Consider the following 16,790-nt stretch of genomic DNA (forward strand, 5'->3'; position numbering starts at 1 on the left):
ATGGCGCAAAACCCCTACAACACCGACCTTGATCGCAATGCGGCCAATTTTCAGCCGCTCACGCCGCTGACCTTTCTGGAACGCGCGGCCAGCGTATTCCCCGATCACACGGCGATCGTGCACGGTGACCTGAGGCGCAACTACGCCAGCTTTTACACCCGCGCACGCCAGCTTGGCTCGGCCCTTCAACGGGTGGGGGTGGGACGGGGAGATACCGTCTCGGTGGTGCTGGCAAATACGCCCGCCATGCTGGAATGCCATTACGGCGTGCCAATGTGCGGAGCCGTGCTTCATTCGGTCAACATCCGGCTGGATGCGGCGATCATCGCATTTCAGCTGGATCACGCCATGGCAGCTGTGGTCATCGTGGACCGCGAATTTCTGCCGCTGATGGAGGGCGCTTTGGCCTTGTGCAAGGTGACGCCGCGCGTGATCCAGTATGACGACCCGGAATATGACGGCACGCTGACGGCAACCGATGCGCAGGATTACGAGACGTTTTTGGCAAGCGGCGATCCCGAATTCGACTGGCTGATGCCCGAGGATGAATGGGACGCGATTTCCATCAACTACACCTCCGGCACCACAGGAGACCCGAAAGGCGTGGTGTCGCATCATCGCGGCGCCTATCTGCTGGCGCAAGGCAATGCGCTGACCACATCCATGCGCAAGCACGCGGTCTATCTGTGGACGCTGCCGATGTTTCACTGCAACGGCTGGTGTTTTCCGTGGACGATGTCGGCCATCGTCGGCACCCATGTCTGCCTGCGTCAGGTCCGGGCCGAACCGATCTGGAAGGCGCTGGCGACGGCTGGGGTGACCCATCTGTGCGGCGCACCCATCGTGATGTCTTTGATGCTGTCGGCGCCGGCGGCGGAAAAAAAGGATCTGGACCGGACTGTGCAGTTCTTCACTGCCGCGGCCCCGCCGCCCGAAAAACTGCTGGCAGAGATGCGCGAGGCGGGGTTCGAGGTGACGCATCTATATGGGCTCACCGAAACCTACGGCCCGGCCATTGTGAATGACTGGCACGACAGCTGGTCGCTTTTGCCCGCAGCCCGACAAGCCGCGCTGAAGGCCCGCCAAGGCGTGCGCTATCTGCCCTTGGAGCGCGTGGATGTGCTCGACCCCGAAACCATGCAGCCTGTGCCCCGCGACGGCCAAACCATGGGCGAGGTGATGTTTCGCGGCAATGTCGTGATGAAAGGCTATTTCCGCAACCCCAAAGCCACCGCCGAGGCGTTTGCCGGCGGCTGGTTCCATTCCGGCGATCTGGCCGTGATGTACCCGGATGGCTATCTGCAGCTGAAGGACCGATCGAAAGACATCATCATTTCGGGCGGCGAGAACATTTCGTCGATCGAGGTGGAAGAGGTGCTTTACCGCCACCCCGCCGTCGCGGTCGTCGCCGTGGTCGCGATGCCCGACGAAAAATGGGGGGAAACACCGTGCGCATTTGTCGAACTTGCTGACGGCTGGCTACCAGATCCCGATGAGTTGCGGGCCTGGTGTCGAAGCCATCTGGCAGCCTACAAGGTGCCCCGCAGGTTTGTGATGACGCAAATCCCTCGAACATCGACGGGAAAGATTCAGAAGTTCACACTGCGCGAACAGGCGAGACAGTTCGTGGTTTGAAGTTTTTGAGCGGCCGTCCGCTGCAATGAAACACATGCGAGGGCCAGGATCTCGTCAGTGACGCAGGCCTGATGGCGCACCGAAAGACGCCGCCCGATCACGCCCAACGCATGGCCTGTGACGGTATCAAGGTTCATCGCGTTCATGCCAAGGCGGCGCATCTGCGACAGTTCGGTGCGCGCCATGAAGGCCGCGTCATGGGGCAAGAAAACATCGATCGGCGTCAGCGGATTGGCCATGGCAATACTACTTCAGAAAGGGTTGCACACCGCGCGCCAAACGCATCACGCGTTCGCTTCGCGCGCTGCGGACAAGGCTGGGCGTCTTGTTGGCATCCAGCAGGATCGCCTGACCATCGTGAACAACATAGTCGAACTTGCCAAAGTCAAAGCCCATCTCCTCGCGCAGGCGCAGGATCGGCTCTGGGGGCGGCCGGTCCAGATATTCGTGGCTTACGATAGACTTGACCCTGACCAGCGGGTGGGTCGCAAACATCCGGTAGCCCTTGGCATCCTGCTGACGGTGTCCGCCGTTGTGATCGCGTTGATCATCCACGTCATGACGCTGGAAAAACTGAAACAGATTGCCACGCTGAAACTGATTGGCGCACCGGACCGCGTGATCTTCGTGCAGCAATCGCTGGCTCTGGGGACGTTGGGGTTGGGGCTGATCCTGACGGTCAAGGACTATTTCCCGCGCCGCGTGCTGCTGGTGTGATTGGCCTTGGCCACACCTACGGGAAACATCGCCCGCGCCAGCACCTCGCCGTCTGCGTTTACGGTCAACCGAAGGGCCCGTCCTGCATGGCGGAAGGTCAACCGGAACCGGCCGAGGTCAGCGTCGACACCAGCCTCGCAAACACTGGTGACCTCGCCCGCGCGCATCCGCGCCTGAAGGGTGGCGGGATCAATGGCAAAGGCTGCGGCGATTAGCGTTGCATCCACCTCGAAGCCAGCCGTCGTGATGGTGACGGCGGTCATGTTTCAATCAGCATCTGTTTTATCATGGCTATTTCTCAACGATTCTGGTGGTGAAAGTGGCTGATCGGGTGTCGTCAGGATACGCGCCGCTGCGCCATCCAGATCCTCATACTGATTGTGGCGCATGGCCCAGAAAAAGGCACCAAGCCCGGTCAGGCCGAGGGTGATAGAGACCGGGATCAGAAAGAGATAGCTCATTCTTCTGACTCTCCGACCGCGGGCCGCAGCGCGACCCACGCGTGCCAGGTGCCGTGCCCCAATAGCGGAAAGATCACGATCAGGCCCAGCAGGCCCGTCAATGCGGCCAGCGCGAAGCCTGTAACCACGATAGCGCCCCATGGCAGCACGGCGCGCAGGTTTTGGGTGGTCAGGGCAAAGCTGGTGCCAAGGGCGGTCAGCGCATCGACCCGGCGTTCGAGCAGCATCGGAATGGAAAACAGGCTGATCGCCATGGCGAAGGCGGCAAACAACCCACCAACCGCAGACCCCGCCGCGATCAGCGCCCAGCCCCGCTGCGTGGTCAGCACCTGGCCAAGGATCTGGTCATATCCCGGAAACGGCAACAGCCCGTAAAACAACGCATACAAAAGGTCCGCCGCGCGCAGCCACAGCATGACCAGCAGGCACAGCAGCAGCCCCGCGAACACCAGCTGCCCCCCAGACCGCGGATGCGTCACGATCATGTTTGCCAATGTCACCGGCTGCCCCGCCTGCAAACGACGGCTTTTCTCATAAAGGCCGATCGCCAGCAGCGGACCCACCACCAGAAAGCCCGACAGCGCAGGCAGGATCAGCGAAGGCAGGCCAACCGCAATCAGCCCCCAGATCACCAGGATGGAAAGCGCAAAGACGGCCAGACCATAAGCCAGGCTTTGTACCGGACTGGCGCGCAGATCAGACCATCCGGCACCCAGCCATTCCAGCGCGGCCTGACGCGGAAGGTAGCGCGCGAAGCCGGTGTCGGGGCGGACCCTTGGGGCGATGGCGGGAAGGGGTTCAAGCATGGTGTCCTTTCCTCAGCAGGCGGGTTTTGCAGCGGGGCGGGCGGCGTCCACCGGCACGCAGCCGGGGGCGGTGTCGAACGCCAGCCGTACGAATTGCCAGTTGGCCGCGATGACCAGCGCCAGCCCGGCGCAGGCCGCAAGAATTGCCCAGTGGCGCGCTGCGGTCATGGGGCTGTCCCCGACAGACCCTCGACATACAGCGCCATCGCGCGGATCTCGGCTTCGGTCAGGCGCGATTGCCAGCTGGGCATCTGCCCCTGCCGGCCGGCAACAAGGCCGTGACGCAGGTTGGCGGCATCCCCGCCATAGAGCCAGTCGCCATCCGTCAGATTTGGCGCGCCGCTGCCTGAAATGCCACGGGCATCCTCGCCGTGGCAACCGGCGCAGTTTGTCTGGAACAGCAGTGCACCATCAGACGGATCGTCCGCCATTACGCCCGCGCCCAACGTCTGGACATAATCGGTCAGAACGGAAATCTCTGCGCCTGTCAGCAGACCATCACGACCAAAGGCCGGCATCTGCGCGAAATGGGTGTCAGGGTGGTCGGCATTGATGCCAACGCGCAGAGTGGTGGCAATCTCGTCCGCCGTGCCGCCCCAGACCCAGATGTCATCATTCAGACGCGGATAGCCCGGCCCGCCGATGCCGTTCGCACCGTGACACACCTGGCAGTTCTGCCCGAACAACGGTTCGGCCGTCGCCAGTGCCCGCGCCATCAGGTCGGGGTCGGCACGGATCGCATCGAAATCATGTGTCGCGAGCGCGTTCATCCATCCGGCCCGATCTGCGTTGGCGGCTGCGATGTCAGCCGCAACCGCTGTCTTCTGGTCGATGCCCAAAAGCCCCTTGGTAAAGGTCTGACCCAACGGCCAGGCGGGCAGCAGAAACCAGGCGACCAACGCGTAAAGATGGGTCACCACCATGAACGCGAACACGATGCGCGGAACGGGGGAGTTCAGCTCCGTGATGCCGTTCCAGACATGCCCGGTGGTCAGATACCCCGAGACAGGATCACGCTCTTCTATGGACATGGGCGATCCTCCGCGGTCAGGATAGACTGGGCCGCATGGTCGGCGCTGGCGCGGCGCGACGGGCGGTAGGTCTGAAAAACCACGATCAGGAAGAAGACCATCAGGTAAATCAGTCCAAAGGTCTTGGCGATGATGACATAGGTTTCATGGGTCATGGCTGCTCCAGCATGGCATCGGGGGCATAGGGGGCTTGGGTCAACTGGCCCAGAACTTGCAGGTAGGCCACGACTGCATCCATTTCCGTCAGGCGCGGTGTGCCTGAGAACCGGCGCAGGGTGGTCGCCTCGCCGTAGCGTTCGGTTACACCTGCGGCACCGGCCGAGTCCGGGTTTGCCTGCGCTTCGGCGTCGCGCGGGGCGTTGGCGATCATCTCATCGGTGTAGGGCACGCCCAGAGTGCGCAGCGCCGCCAGATGTGCGCCCAGGTCATCCACCGCCAAAGGTGCCGTCGCCAGCCATGGATAGGCCGGCATGATCGAGGTCGGCACCACCGCACGCGGATTGATCAGATGTGCCACATGCCAGTCGTCGGAATACTTGCCCCCCAGCCGTGCGATGTCCGGCCCGGTACGCTTTGACCCCCACAGCATCGGGTGATCGTATTGCGATTCCGCCGCCAGCGAATAGGGGCCATAGCGTTCGACCTCGTCGCGCAGGGTGCGGATCATCTGGCTGTGGCAGGCATAGCAGCCTTCGCGGATATAGATGTTGCGGCCCGCCAGCTCCAGGGGCGTGTAGACCCGCATGTCGGGCAGGGTTTCCACCGTCTCGTCTATGGTGAACAGCGGCGCGATCTCCACGATGCCACCAACGCTGGCCGCCAGAATGATCCCGATCACCAGCGCAATCGAGTTCTTTTCCAGATTGTAGTGGGCTTTGAACAGGGCCATGGGCTACTCCGCCGGTTGGGGGGACAGGGGGCGGTCGGCGGCCGCATTGCGCGCGCCCCGCACCGTCAGCCAGATGTTCACCGCGCCCACACAGATGCCTGCCAGGAAGAGCGAGCCCCCCACCACGCGGGCGATGTAATAGGGGCGCATCGCCTCCATGCTGTCGATGAAGGAATAGTTCAGCGTGCCCGCGTCGTTATAGGTGCGCCACATCAGCCCTTGGGTGATGCCCGCGTTCCAAAGGGCGAAAACGTAGGTCAGCAGCCCGGTCAATGCCAACCAGAAGTGCCACTCCACCAGCTTGGGCGAATACATCGCGGGTCGTCCCCAGATTTGCGGGATGACCGAGTAGAACGCTCCAAAGGTCACCATTGCCAGCCAGCCCAAGGCACCGGAATGGACATGCCCCACCGTCCAGTCGGTGTAATGCGACAGCGCATTGACCGGGCGGATCGCTAGAAACGACCCCTCGAATGTCGACAGCCCATAAAACACCGCCGCCACGAACATGAAGCGCAGCGTCGCATCATCGCGCACCCGGTGCCATGCGCCGTTCAGTGTCAGAAGCGCATTGCCCGCCGAGGCCCAGCTTGGCACCAGAAGCATGACCGAAAACGTCATGCCAAGCGTCTGCACCCAATGCGGCAGCGCCGTGTAATGCAGGTGGTGCGAGCCGACCCACAGGTAGAAAAACGTGATCCCCCAGAATGACAGGATGGACAGGCGGTAGGAAAAAATCGGCCGCTGCGCCCGCACCGGCAGGTAGTAATACAGCATCCCCAGAAAGCCCGAGGTCATGAAGAACGCCACCGCGTTGTGGCCGTACCACCACTGAACCATCGCATCCTGCACGCCCGAAAACGCCGGATAGCTTTTCGCGCCTGTCCAACTGACCGGCAGGGCGGCGGCATTCACGATATGCAGCATCGCCACCACCACGATGAAGGCGAGGTAATACCAGTTGGCGACATAGATATGCGGCTCGGCCCGGCGCTTGAGCGTGCGCAGGTACAGCACCAGATAGGCCACCCACACGATCACCAGCCAGATGTCGGCATACCATTCGGGCTCGGCATATTCCTTGGACTGGGTGATCCCCATGAAATAGCCGCTGACCGCCCACAGGCAGAACAGGTTATAGCCAATCAGCACGAACCATGGGCTAAGCTGATCGGCCAACCGCGCACGGCAGGTGCGTTGCATGACATGAAACGAGGTGGCGATCAGCGCATTGCCGCCAAAGGCAAAGACCACCCCCGTCGTATGCACTGGGCGCAGACGGCCATAGCTGGACCACGCCTGCCCGAAGGTGGCGTCAGGCCAGACCATCAGCGCCGCGACCCACAGCCCGATGGCCATGGCAAAGACGCCCCAGATCATCGCCAGCACGATGCCCACCTTGATCGGGTCATCGTAATACTGCAGCAGTCGCGCAGGGCTCGGGGTTGGCTCTTCCAGCACGCCCCCCACCGCAAAGACCAGAACAAGACCAAGGGCAAGCGCCATGAACCCATGCACTGCCATGGGGTCGTGATTTCCCACCGCCGCCATGGTCAGGCCCAGCAGGGCCAGAAGTGCCGCTAACGTCATCGCCACGTTGCGCTCTGTGCGGGTCAGTTGGGCAATCATTCAACAGTCCTTTGTGGGCGCGGCCAGTGTGGTGCTGATAGAACCCGGGAAGCGCCGTTTCGTTGCTGCAGATCAGCCTGCAAGCGATTCAAACCCCGGTGCCTGCCATCGCTCGAACACCGGGCGCAGCGGGCAAGGCAATGTCGGCAAGCGTGGACCGATCAAGATCGGCCAGAAACGCCGCCTCGGCACTGCGCAGGCGGGATTTCAGGCGGCAGCAGCCCGTGAGCGTGCAATCGCCCCCCTTGGCCGCAAAACATTCGACCAGCGGCTGCCCTTCTTCCAGCAGGCGCACGATTGCGCCCACGGTTACCTCTTGCGGGTCTCGGGCCAGCATCGCCCCCCCGCCGCCGCCGCGCCGGGTGGTCACGATGCCGCCCAGCGCCAACCGCTGCATGATCTTGGTCAGGTGATTGCGTGACAGACCGAATTCATCGGCCAGTTCGGCGGTGGAAAACGCGCGGTCCGGCGCGCTGGCCAGCCGCATCAGCATCCGCAGGCCGTAGTCGGTGAAAGAGGTCAGGCGCATGATCGAAAGGGTTCCATTGAATCGGTATTTACAATACCTATTAGCAGCCCTAGACCAGAACACAACCCTGAATGACCGGAGCCGATCATGCACCCCGATGCCGCTGCACACCCTATCCGGTCCGCCCGGCCTGCAATGACCGCCGCATTGATGGCCGAGACCGGGCTGAATGAGGCGATCCTGACCGCGCTGGTGCACCGGTTCTACGACAAGGTCCGCGCCGACCCCGTGCTGGGCCCGATCTTTGCCGCCCGCATCACCGACTGGGAGCCGCACCTTGCGCGGATGGTCGAATTCTGGGGCTCGGTCGCGCTGATGACCGGGTGCTATCACGGCTCGCCAGTGGCCAGACATGCCGACCTGCCGGTGACATGGGCGCATTTCGAGCGCTGGCTGGTGCTGTTCCGCGCAACCGCAGATCAGGTTTGCCCACCCGCCGGTGCCGCCCATGTTATCACCCGCGCAGAACGTATCGCCCGGTCGCTGTACTTTGCCATCGAAGATGCCGCGCGTGATCCTGATGTGGTCCCTGACCTGAACCGTTCGCATGGAATGAGCCAGATCGACCTTTCCAAAGACGACACCTGACAACCTTCACATCGGCCGAAACGTTGTTGCGGCACAACGAAGGGACGCAGCCATCAGGCTAGATTTCGGGAAACCACCTGCTCTCGAAAGGAAACAAGATGCTGACCAGACGCGCTGCACTCATGGGGGCCGCCTTGGTTGCGGCCTCGCCCTATGTTCTGAAAACCTCCGTCGCGGCGGAAGAGGTGATGGACACCTCTGGTGCCGCCCCGGTCGATCTGTCGGCCATGACGCGGCGCAAGGTGAAACTGGTCGCCCCGCCGTTCGTGCATGATCACGAACAGGTGGCGACGGTTGGCCCGCAAATCGTTGAATTCGAGATGAAGATCATCGAGAAGGAAATGCAGGTGGATGAGGACGCCTGGATACAGGCGATGACCTTCAATGGCTCGGTTCCCGGCCCGCTGATGGTGGTGCACGAGGGAGACTATGTCGAACTTACGTTGTTCAACCCGCCCGAAAACATGATGCAGCACAATATCGACTTTCATGCTGCCACAGGCGCCTTGGGCGGCGGGTCGCTGACGCTGGTGAACCCCGGCGAAAAGGCGGTGCTTCGGTTCAAGGCGACGCGGCCGGGCGTGTTTGTCTATCACTGCGCGCCAGGTGGTCCGATGATCCCGTGGCATGTGGTGTCGGGCATGTCGGGTGCGATCATGGTGCTGCCTCGTGACGGGCTGAAGGATCATCTGGGCCAACCGGTGTCGTATGACCGGGTCTATTACGTCGGCGAGAATGATTTCTACATTCCGCGCGGCGAAGATGGTGCCTACAAGCGCTTTACGGACGCTGGCGAGAGCTATCCCGACACGCTGGAAGTGATGAACCGACTGATCCCGTCGCATGTGGTGTTCAACGGCCGGGTCGGCGCGCTGACCGGCACCAATGCGCTGACCGCGGAACAGGGCGAAGCCGTCTTGTTCATCCACTCTCAGGCCAACCGCGACAGCCGCCCGCACCTGATTGGTGGGCATGGCGATCTGGTCTGGGAAACCGGCAAGTTCAACAACGCACCAGAGCGTGATCTGGAGACGTGGTTCATTCGCGGCGGATCTGCCGGGGCGGCGCTCTATACCTTCCTGCAGCCCGGCGTTTATGCCTACGTCAACCACAACCTGATCGAGGCGGTCAATCTGGGGGCAACGGCGCATGTGATCGTCGGCGGTGACTGGAACAACGACCTGATGGAACAGGTGGTGGCCCCGGTCGAATACGACGTGGCCCACGAGGGCCGGACCGCACTGCCGTAACGCGGGCCACCAACGCCAATGGGCAGCCCCGTGTCTGGGGCTGCCTTTTTCTATCCGGAGGGCAGTCATGAAACGTCGCATCGCACTTGCATCGCTGGTCGTGGTCACCGTGGGCGCCACCGTCGCGCTTTGGCCCGATCAGACCGATCCTCTGAAACTGCCCGAAACCATCCGCCTTGCAGACACGCAGCAGGACTATCGCCCGGCGGGTGATTTCCGCCAGGGCACCCGCGTCGTCGACGCGCCAAAACAACGACAAGACGTGCCTGCGGTGGATGTCATGAAATACCACGTGACCGAAGCCGAATACGCGCTGTGCGTGGCCGAAAATGCCTGCCCACCCGTACCCTCTGCCGGGCGGACAAATTTCGCACAGACCGGGATCAACCATGCGGACGCCACGTCCTATGCCGCGTGGCTGACCACGCGCACCGGGCAGCACTGGCGCCTGCCGACCGACGCCGAATGGCTGCGCGCGGCGGCAGAACGCGGCAGCGACGACGGCTTTTCCGAAGCGGCCAATGGCACAGACCCCTCACGTCGCTGGATCGCAAGCTATTTGCGAGAGGTCGAGTTGCGCGGCGAGGCCGATTACGACGCGCATCCGGTGGGGCACTACGGGGTCAACCTCGTCGGCGTGGCCGACATGGCCGGCAACATCTGGGAATGGACCGAAACCTGCTTCAAGAATGGAACGCTGTCGCCAGACGGAGCGGCGATCCTGACACAATCAGACTATTGCGGCGTGCGTGCCGTACAGGGCAAACACCGCGCTTTCGTGATCGACTTCATCCGCGATGCGCGGTCTGGCGGATGCGCGGCCGGCGTACCGCCTGATTATCTGGGATTTCGTCTGGTGCGGGACGGCGCGACCTGACGGATCAGATCATCTTTGGCGCGGCATCCGGCACAAAAAACAAAGGGCGGCCCCATAACCGGGGCCGCCCTCTTTGCTTAAATTACTGCGTTATTCAGCGATTTGTGTAAACAGCGGCTCGAACCGCGCCTTCGCCTTGCCTTTATGGACCACAGCCGTCGCCGCATCCAGGTTGACCGGAGCACCGACCTGAATCAGCGCCACCATGCCCATCGTGTAATGCGGGGTGCATTTGATACCATAAAGGCCCTCGGCCGTAAGCGTCAGGACAAAGTCATCGCCCAGTTTGCTTTTGAACGGCTCCACGCCTTCGGGCAGCATGTCCTTGATGTTCTCGGCATTGTGGCCCTTGTCGGTGGAAATGAAGGTGATGGTGTCACCGACAGCCGCTTTGACGTAGGCGGGCTCGAACACCATGGCACCCTCGGCACCTTTGTTCAGCATCATCACATCAAAGTTTTCCGCATATGCAGCGGGCGCCAGCAGCAGCGCGGCAAGACTGGCGGCGATCAATTTCGGGAACATGGCTTGTCCTTTCGTGGAACAGTAGCGATTGGTCTTGCCTCTGTTCTAGGCTAAGGTCACCCGCGGCTCGTTGTGCTGCCACAACATCGGAGGCTTTGTGTTAAAGAAACTTGACGAAAGTCTGCTGACCGATCTGCCGCCGTTTCGCAAACTGTCACGCCCGCAAATCCGCGAGATCCTGGATGCGGCAACGCCGTTGCGGTTTGATGCCGGGGTCGCGGTATTCAGCGAAGGCCTGCCGATCGAGCGGTTCTTTTTGCTGCTCGACGGCCATATCCGGGTGATCCGCACAACGCCCGGCGGCGATCAGATAATCGCGCTGCACATCGCGCCGGGGCAGTTGTTCGGCATCGGGGTGGCGCTTGGGCGGACCTCCTATCCGGCGACGGCGATGACGGCGGATGAATGTCTGGCGCTGGCGTGGCCCAACCGGCTGTGGGCCACATTCACCGAACGCTATGACGGTTTTGGCACCGAATCCTACAAGGTTGTCGGAGACCGCGTCGGCGAAATGAACAACCGCATCGTCGAGCTGGCAACCCAAGCGGTGGAACAGCGCGTGGCCTGCGCCATCCTGCGGCTGATCACCCAGACCGGCCGCAAGGTCGAGGGCGGGATCGAGATCGGCCTGCCGATCACCCGGCAGAACATATCCGACATGACCGGCACCACGCTGCACACCGTCAGCCGCTTGCTCAGCGGGTGGGAGCGCGACGGCATCGTGATGTCGGAACGGCGCAAGATCACGGTGACAGCACCGCATCAGTTGGTGATCCTCAGTGGCGCGACCGTCTGAGCCTCAGCGGCCATTCGGCTGACGGCGGGCCGGGTTGGGCAGGGTCAGCACCGGGGCAAAGTGCCAGACGAACAAGCCAAACCCAGCCGTCCACAGCGTTGCCGCGATCCACAGCCCCGCCAATCCGGGAACTGCCACGCGCGCAACCGCCGCCAGCGCCACACAGGCAAAGGCCAGCGTCAAGGCAGCACCTGCATCCAACGCCCGCCCCGTATGACCAAGCGAGGCGCGCATCATCACCGCAACCGTCATGCCGCCAAAGCCACCGATCCCCAGCAGATGAAACCCGGTCGCCGCGGGCAAGACCTCCAGCGCGCCAAGGCCCAGTGCCAACAGCCCCGCCGGCACAAAGCCAAAGGCCAGATGCAGCATCAACACCAGCGGCGCGGACCAGACCCGCCACCCCCGCCAGCGCAGCATACGCACCCCCTGCCCCACACCCGCCACCACCAGCAAGACGCCTGTCAGCAGCCATATCGGCCAGATCACCCAGACCAACAGGGCAAGCAGCACCCCGCCAAGACTGACCGCATCAAACCGCCCGAACGGCACCGGCAGCGGGCCCGGCTCGGGCGACTGCTTGGCCAGCCAGTTGCGCGTAAAACTGGGGATGATCCGCCCGCCGATCAGCAAGATCAGCAGCACCACCATCACAAACCCCAGCCGACGGCCATAATCCGCGCTGCCCAGCAGCGTCGCCTCAAGATGAAAGGTTACATTGGCCGCCAGATACAACAGCACCGGCACCACAACCTTGAGGTTGCTCCAGTTGCGCCCCGCCACGATTTCGATCGTGACCATCGCCCCGATCGCTGCCATGAAGGCACAGTCGATGACCATCACCCCGACCGGCCCAAGCCCAAGCCCCCCGGCCACCGCCAGACGCCCCAGCAGCCACAGCGCCGTTAGCACCATCAGGGGCCAGCCGCGCGTGGGCATGCGTCCGGTCCAGTTCGGAATCGCGGTGAACAAAAACCCCGCGATCACCGCCGAGGTGTAGCCGAACAGCAGCTCGTGGATGTGCCAGTCCAGCGGTGAAAACGGGCCACCCAGCACGATATCGCCTGACCAGACCATCATCCACAAAGGCACGATCAGCGCCGCAAAAACGCCCGCCATCAGGAACAGCGGGCGGAAACCATAGCTGAAGACGGCGGGGCCGATGTAGGGCGCGCTTATCTGTTTTTGCATGTCGATGCGACTGTCCTCTGGAGTGTACGTCCGCAACCGCGATGCCCGCCCGGAACGAACGGCTGACTGGCAGGTTGTTGGAATTGCAACCGAAATGAAGACGCTATCTGACCTGATCTGTCGCCGTCATGTACCCCGGAGTCTGCTCCATCAGGGCAGCCAGCGTCGTTGTTCTGGCACAACCTCAGGACACGCCAATGAAATTCCCCACCACAACCTTTTGCCGGCAGATGATGCCGTTTCACCGACTTGGCACCGAGCAATTGCGCGAGGCCCTTGGTCTGGCCGAGGTCCGGCGTTTTCACCTCCACCTGTCCCGGCACATCCGCTTTGTCCGGCTGACAGCACAAGGCGACCAGATCATCGTTCTTCATGTTCAGGCTGGCCACATGTTCGGGATCGGCACCGTACTGTCGCAGGCAACGCATCAGACAACCGCGATCACCGCCGATCGATGCCTTGTCCTGTCCTGACCAAACAGCCTTTGGCCAGCCTTTTCGGCCCGATATGATGGCTTTGTCGCCGAGACGCTTCGGGCCTTTGGTGCGCGCGCCGATGAAATGAGCACGCGGATTGTCGAGCAGTCGACCAAACTGGTGGAACAGCGGATCGCCTGCGCCTTGCTGCGGATGATCGGCCAATCCGGGCGCAAGGTGGCGGGCGGGGTAGAGATCGGCTTTCCTGTCACCCGCCAGAACATTGCCGACATGACCGGCACCACCTTGCACACCGTCAGCCGGATTCTGTCGATGGGGGAACGCCAGGGCATCCTGAAAAGCACCCGCTGCCTGATCATGGTGCGGGACCCGCACCGGCTTGTCATGCTGAGCGGTACTGTGGTCGGGGGCGCGCCGGAGGGCGGAAACACCCGCGTCCCGGATCTGCAGCCCTATACCAGTGCCCTGATCACCGCCGCATGTAGCTCTGCCCGGAACAGCGCTTCGTCCAACCCGTATTCGGCGCAGGCGTCGATCACGGTGTGAAACGGCGCGATCGGGCAGCCAAAGCAGAACATTTGGCGCGACAGGAAAACCGTCGCCGTCGCGGGCCAGGTGTCAAACAGCAGTGCCAGCGGCAGATCGGGATCGTCCATCCTTGGGCCGGGCATGGTGCCTCCGCAGCGGCAGGGGTGCCGCTTGTGCAAAGTGCCCGCACCATTGCCCCGCGTCGTTGTGCTGGAACAACGTCCGCCCCCGCCACCGCCCGTAAAAGCATCTGATCCGCAACGATTCCAGGGACCGTCCGCATGTCAGAGATCCTTACGAAGTCACGGGCCAGAAACATTTTCTACGGTGGGTCCATGTTTTTCATCGTCGTATTCGTGCTCATGACCATCCATTCGCACAACTATGTTGTGAAAGTTTCCACCGCCGGGATGCCGCTGTCGCCAGAGGTAATCCTGGGCAAGCATGTCTGGGAACGCCACAGCTGCATCAACTGCCACACGCTGCATGGCGAGGGGGCGTATTTCGCGCCTGAACTGGGCAATGTGATGACCCGCTGGGGCGTGCTGGACAACGCCGAAGACGCTTACATCACGCTAGACGGCTGGATGGCCGCCCAGCCCAGCGGCATCGAAGGGCGTCGCCAGATGCCGCATTTCGAGATCACGCCGGAAGAAATGCGCGGTCTGGCAGAGTTTTTACGCTGGGCTGACCAGACAGACACCCAAGGCTGGCCGCCCACGGATGCGGGCTAGGAGAAAACCATGAAATATCAATCACAAAAAGTGGCATACGCCTATTTCCTTGTCGCCATGGGCCTGTTCGGCATTCAGGTGCTGGGCGGGTTGCTGGCGGGCTGGGTCTACATATCTCCCAACACCCTGTCGGAACTGCTGCCGTTCCACATCATCCGGATGATCCATACCAACGCCCTGATCGTCTGGCTGCTGCTCGGCTTTTTCGGCGCGGCGTACTTTCTGGTGCCCGAAGAGGCCGAGCGTGAAATCTGGTCGGTCAAGCTGGCCTACCTGCAACTCGTCATCCTTGTCGTCGGCACTCTGGGCGCCGTCATCGGCTACGTTTTTCGCATTCACGGCGGGCGCGAGTTTCTGGAACAACCCCTGTGGGTCAAGTTCGGCATCCTAGTCGCCGCGGTGATCTTCCTGCTGAACATCTCGATGACCGTTCTGGCGGGGCGCAAGACCGCCATCACCGGCGTTTTGCTGACCGGCCTGTGGCTCTTGTCGCTGTTGTGGATCTTTGCCTTCATAAACCCCGACAACCTCAGCCTCGACAAGATGTACTGGTGGTTCGTCATCCACCTGTGGGTCGAAGGGACATGGGAACTGGTGATGGCTGCGATCCTTGCCTTCCTGATGCTGAAACTGACCGGTGTTGACCGCGAGGTGGTGGAAAAGTGGCTGTATGTCATCGTCGCCACAGCGCTTTTCTCGGGAATCCTTGGCACCGGCCACCACTTCTACTGGATCGGCCTGCCGGCATACTGGCAGTGGACCGGCTCGATCTTCTCGGCCTTCGAGGTTGTGCCGTTTTTTGCGATGATGGCCTTTGCCTTCATCATGGTCTGGAAGGGGCGGCGCAACCATCCTAACAAGGCGGCCCTGCTCTGGGCCTTGGGCTCGGCAACGGTGGCGTTCTTTGGGGCGGGCGTCTGGGGCTTTCTGCACACATTCCACGGTGTGAACTTCTATACCCACGGAACGCAGATCACTGCAGCCCACGGTCACCTTGCCTTTTACGGTGCCTACGTCGCGATGAATCTGGCCATCATCACCTATGCCATGCCTCTGCTGCGGGGCCGTGCACCTTACAACCAGGTGCTCAACATGGTGTCGTTCTGGCTGATGACCGGGGGCATGGCGTTCATGACCTTTGTGCTGACCTTTGCCGGTACGATCCAGACCCACATGCAACGCATCGTCGGTGATTACTACATGGACGTGCAGGACCAGCTTGGCCTCTTCTACGTCATGCGCTTCGGGGCCGGGATTGCGGTCGTTCTGGGCGCGATCCTGTTCATCTACAGCCAGGTCGTCGTGCGGCGCGAGGTCATCACGCCGGACACGATGCCTGAACCCGAAGGGAACGTGGCATGAACGCACTTTCCCCGGAACGGACGGGGGCCGAAGCCCCCTTCTACCGCCCTGTCGCACAGGAAGTCGCCCTGTTCGAGGCGGCCCATGCCAACGGTCTGCCCCTTCTTCTGAAGGGGCCGACCGGTTGCGGCAAGACACGGTTCGTAGAGCATATGGCGGCCCGGCTGAACCGCCCGCTTTATACCGTCGCCTGCCACGATGACCTGTCGGCCGCCGATCTGATCGGGCGCTACCTTCTGCGCGGCGGTGCCACAGAATGGGTCGATGGCCCCCTGACCCGCGCTGTGCGGGAAGGGGCGATCTGCTACCTTGATGAGGTGATCGAGGCAAGGAAGGACGTGACGGTGGTGCTTCACCCTCTGACCGACAACCGCCGCACCCTGATGATCGACCGCACCGGCGAGGAACTGGTGGCCCCACCCGCCTTCATGCTGGTGGCCAGCTACAACCCCGGCTACCAGAACATCCTGAAGCGGCTGAAGCCATCCACCCGGCAGCGGTTCCTGTCGATCACCTTTGGCTTTCCCGATGCGGTGACGGAAACAGCCGTGGTCGCCCGTGAAAGCGGCCTTGATGCCGCCCGCGTGGTGCCGCTGGTGCGGCTGGCAGGCCATATCCGGGCGCTATCGGGCATGGATCTGGAGGAAGGCGTTTCCACCCGGCTGCTGATCTACGCCGCCACCCTGATCGCCGGGGGCATGCCGATTGACCGCGCCCTGCAGGCCGCCGTGATCGAGCCTCTGACCGACGAGCCCGACGTCGCCCAGGCCCTGCGCGATGTGATCGCATCGGTTTACGGCTGAGC

At 62.3% G+C, this 16,790-nt stretch carries 25 protein-coding genes; 11 read left to right on the forward strand and 14 right to left on the reverse strand.

The genetic code is table 11. The features are described 5' to 3' along the window. Nucleotides 1-1,635 carry an acyl-CoA synthetase gene (locus EEB11_RS14385; protein WP_135432433.1) on the forward strand — a complete coding sequence of 545 codons (1,635 nt, stop codon included), beginning with the start codon at nt 1-3 and terminating at the stop codon, nt 1,633-1,635. Here EEB11_RS14385 and EEB11_RS14390 read toward each other — a convergent pair. After that, entirely contained in the window at nt 1,590-1,874 is a 285-nt protein-coding gene (locus EEB11_RS14390; RefSeq protein WP_135432435.1) for a hypothetical protein, read from the reverse strand. The two genes, EEB11_RS14385 and EEB11_RS14390, sit on opposite strands and share 46 nt — an antisense overlap. A gap of 7 nt (nt 1,875-1,881) precedes the next feature. After that, complete coding sequence (locus EEB11_RS14395; protein ID WP_135432437.1) at nt 1,882-2,130, reverse strand: hypothetical protein; 249 nt, start codon at nt 2,128-2,130, stop codon at nt 1,882-1,884. On the opposite strand from EEB11_RS14395, the gene EEB11_RS14400 reads away from it, so the two are divergent. After that, entirely contained in the window at nt 2,116-2,352 is a 237-nt protein-coding gene (locus EEB11_RS14400) for an FtsX-like permease family protein (RefSeq protein ID WP_245298920.1), read from the forward strand. The genes EEB11_RS14395 and EEB11_RS14400 overlap by 15 nt on opposite strands. On the opposite strand, the gene EEB11_RS14405 is transcribed toward EEB11_RS14400, so the two are convergent. The 9 genes from EEB11_RS14405 to EEB11_RS14440 form a co-directional block, all read right to left on the reverse strand. Beyond that, the gene (locus EEB11_RS14405) at nt 2,322-2,615 is read right to left on the reverse strand and encodes a DUF6522 family protein (RefSeq protein WP_135432439.1); all 294 of its coding nucleotides are present in this window, start codon (nt 2,613-2,615) and stop codon (nt 2,322-2,324) included. The genes EEB11_RS14400 and EEB11_RS14405 overlap by 31 nt on opposite strands. 3 nt (nt 2,616-2,618) lie before the next feature. Continuing rightward, nucleotides 2,619-2,813, reverse strand: coding sequence for a cbb3-type cytochrome oxidase assembly protein CcoS (gene ccoS / locus EEB11_RS14410; RefSeq protein WP_135432441.1), 195 nt, complete (start codon nt 2,811-2,813; stop codon nt 2,619-2,621). Then, nucleotides 2,810-3,619, reverse strand: coding sequence for a DUF2189 domain-containing protein (locus tag EEB11_RS14415; protein WP_135432443.1), 810 nt, complete (start codon nt 3,617-3,619; stop codon nt 2,810-2,812). The genes ccoS and EEB11_RS14415 overlap by 4 nt, the downstream gene beginning before the upstream one ends. A 12-nt stretch (nt 3,620-3,631) precedes the next feature. Next, complete coding sequence (locus EEB11_RS19595) at nt 3,632-3,787, reverse strand: hypothetical protein (protein ID WP_167852753.1); 156 nt, start codon at nt 3,785-3,787, stop codon at nt 3,632-3,634. Next, entirely contained in the window at nt 3,784-4,650 is an 867-nt protein-coding gene (gene ccoP, locus EEB11_RS14420; RefSeq protein ID WP_135432445.1) for a cytochrome-c oxidase, cbb3-type subunit III, read from the reverse strand. Before ccoP ends, EEB11_RS19595 begins: the two co-directional genes overlap by 4 nt. Then, on the reverse strand, nt 4,641-4,805 hold the full coding sequence (locus EEB11_RS14425; protein ID WP_135432447.1) for a cbb3-type cytochrome oxidase subunit 3: 165 nt from the start codon (nt 4,803-4,805) through the stop codon (nt 4,641-4,643). Before EEB11_RS14425 ends, ccoP begins: the two co-directional genes overlap by 10 nt. Next, nucleotides 4,802-5,539: a cytochrome-c oxidase, cbb3-type subunit II gene (gene ccoO, locus EEB11_RS14430; RefSeq protein WP_135432449.1), complete on the reverse strand. Its 738-nt coding sequence runs from the start codon at nt 5,537-5,539 to the stop codon at nt 4,802-4,804. The genes EEB11_RS14425 and ccoO overlap by 4 nt, the downstream gene beginning before the upstream one ends. 3 nt (nt 5,540-5,542) lie before the next feature. Next, nucleotides 5,543-7,168, reverse strand: a complete 1,626-nt coding sequence (gene ccoN / locus EEB11_RS14435; RefSeq protein WP_135432451.1) for a cytochrome-c oxidase, cbb3-type subunit I — start codon at nt 7,166-7,168, stop codon at nt 5,543-5,545. An 88-nt stretch (nt 7,169-7,256) separates the two neighbouring features. Next, the gene (locus EEB11_RS14440; RefSeq protein WP_135432453.1) at nt 7,257-7,697 is read right to left on the reverse strand and encodes an RrF2 family transcriptional regulator; all 441 of its coding nucleotides are present in this window, start codon (nt 7,695-7,697) and stop codon (nt 7,257-7,259) included. An 87-nt stretch (nt 7,698-7,784) separates the two neighbouring features. Between EEB11_RS14440 and EEB11_RS14445 the strand changes: the two genes are divergently transcribed. From EEB11_RS14445 to EEB11_RS14455, 3 genes are all read left to right on the forward strand, one after another. After that, entirely contained in the window at nt 7,785-8,285 is a 501-nt protein-coding gene (locus EEB11_RS14445; RefSeq protein ID WP_245298921.1) for a group III truncated hemoglobin, read from the forward strand. A gap of 98 nt (nt 8,286-8,383) precedes the next feature. Further along, a complete protein-coding gene (gene nirK / locus EEB11_RS14450; RefSeq protein WP_135432455.1) occupies nt 8,384-9,535 on the forward strand; it encodes a copper-containing nitrite reductase in 1,152 nt (383 codons plus the stop codon). Between the two features lie 67 nt (nt 9,536-9,602). Beyond that, complete coding sequence (locus EEB11_RS14455; protein ID WP_135432457.1) at nt 9,603-10,412, forward strand: SUMF1/EgtB/PvdO family nonheme iron enzyme; 810 nt, start codon at nt 9,603-9,605, stop codon at nt 10,410-10,412. Nucleotides 10,413-10,502: 90 nt separating this feature from the next. Here EEB11_RS14455 and EEB11_RS14460 read toward each other — a convergent pair whose 3' ends face one another. Then, nucleotides 10,503-10,937 carry a pseudoazurin gene (locus EEB11_RS14460; RefSeq protein WP_135432459.1) on the reverse strand — a complete coding sequence of 145 codons (435 nt, stop codon included), beginning with the start codon at nt 10,935-10,937 and terminating at the stop codon, nt 10,503-10,505. A gap of 97 nt (nt 10,938-11,034) precedes the next feature. On the opposite strand from EEB11_RS14460, the gene EEB11_RS14465 reads away from it, so the two are divergent. Then, nucleotides 11,035-11,733 (forward strand): Crp/Fnr family transcriptional regulator, encoded by a 699-nt coding sequence (locus tag EEB11_RS14465; protein WP_135432461.1) that lies wholly within the window; start codon nt 11,035-11,037, stop codon nt 11,731-11,733. Between the two features lie 3 nt (nt 11,734-11,736). Here EEB11_RS14465 and EEB11_RS14470 read toward each other — a convergent pair whose 3' ends face one another. Then, nucleotides 11,737-12,924, reverse strand: coding sequence for an NnrS family protein (locus EEB11_RS14470; protein WP_135432464.1), 1,188 nt, complete (start codon nt 12,922-12,924; stop codon nt 11,737-11,739). Between the two features lie 197 nt (nt 12,925-13,121). Here EEB11_RS14470 and EEB11_RS20335 point away from each other — a divergent pair, with 197 nt between their 5' ends. Together EEB11_RS20335 and EEB11_RS20340 are read left to right on the forward strand one after the other, a co-directional pair. Beyond that, entirely contained in the window at nt 13,122-13,397 is a 276-nt protein-coding gene (locus EEB11_RS20335) for a cyclic nucleotide-binding domain-containing protein (RefSeq protein WP_354002102.1), read from the forward strand. An 87-nt stretch (nt 13,398-13,484) separates the two neighbouring features. Beyond that, nucleotides 13,485-13,907 (forward strand): Crp/Fnr family transcriptional regulator, encoded by a 423-nt coding sequence (locus EEB11_RS20340; RefSeq protein WP_354002103.1) that lies wholly within the window; start codon nt 13,485-13,487, stop codon nt 13,905-13,907. Here the strand turns inward: EEB11_RS20340 and EEB11_RS14480 are convergent. Next, nucleotides 13,814-14,032, reverse strand: coding sequence for a DUF1858 domain-containing protein (locus EEB11_RS14480; protein WP_167852754.1), 219 nt, complete (start codon nt 14,030-14,032; stop codon nt 13,814-13,816). The two genes, EEB11_RS20340 and EEB11_RS14480, sit on opposite strands and share 94 nt — an antisense overlap. A 138-nt stretch (nt 14,033-14,170) precedes the next feature. Between EEB11_RS14480 and EEB11_RS14485 the strand changes: the two genes are divergently transcribed. The 3 genes from EEB11_RS14485 to EEB11_RS14495 are packed head-to-tail and all read left to right on the forward strand — an operon-like array spanning nt 14,171 to nt 16,788. Beyond that, nucleotides 14,171-14,623 carry a c-type cytochrome gene (locus EEB11_RS14485; RefSeq protein ID WP_135432466.1) on the forward strand — a complete coding sequence of 151 codons (453 nt, stop codon included), beginning with the start codon at nt 14,171-14,173 and terminating at the stop codon, nt 14,621-14,623. 9 nt (nt 14,624-14,632) lie between these two features. Further along, on the forward strand, nt 14,633-15,985 hold the full coding sequence (locus EEB11_RS14490) for a cbb3-type cytochrome c oxidase subunit I (protein WP_135432468.1): 1,353 nt from the start codon (nt 14,633-14,635) through the stop codon (nt 15,983-15,985). Next, the gene (locus tag EEB11_RS14495; RefSeq protein WP_135432470.1) at nt 15,982-16,788 is read left to right on the forward strand and encodes a CbbQ/NirQ/NorQ/GpvN family protein; all 807 of its coding nucleotides are present in this window, start codon (nt 15,982-15,984) and stop codon (nt 16,786-16,788) included. The genes EEB11_RS14490 and EEB11_RS14495 overlap by 4 nt, the downstream gene beginning before the upstream one ends. The last annotated feature ends 2 nt before the right edge of the window (nt 16,789-16,790 follow it).

It is taken from the genome of Pseudotabrizicola sediminis, assembly GCF_004745575.1.
GTDB classification, from domain to species: Bacteria; Pseudomonadota; Alphaproteobacteria; order Rhodobacterales; family Rhodobacteraceae; genus Pseudotabrizicola; species Pseudotabrizicola sediminis.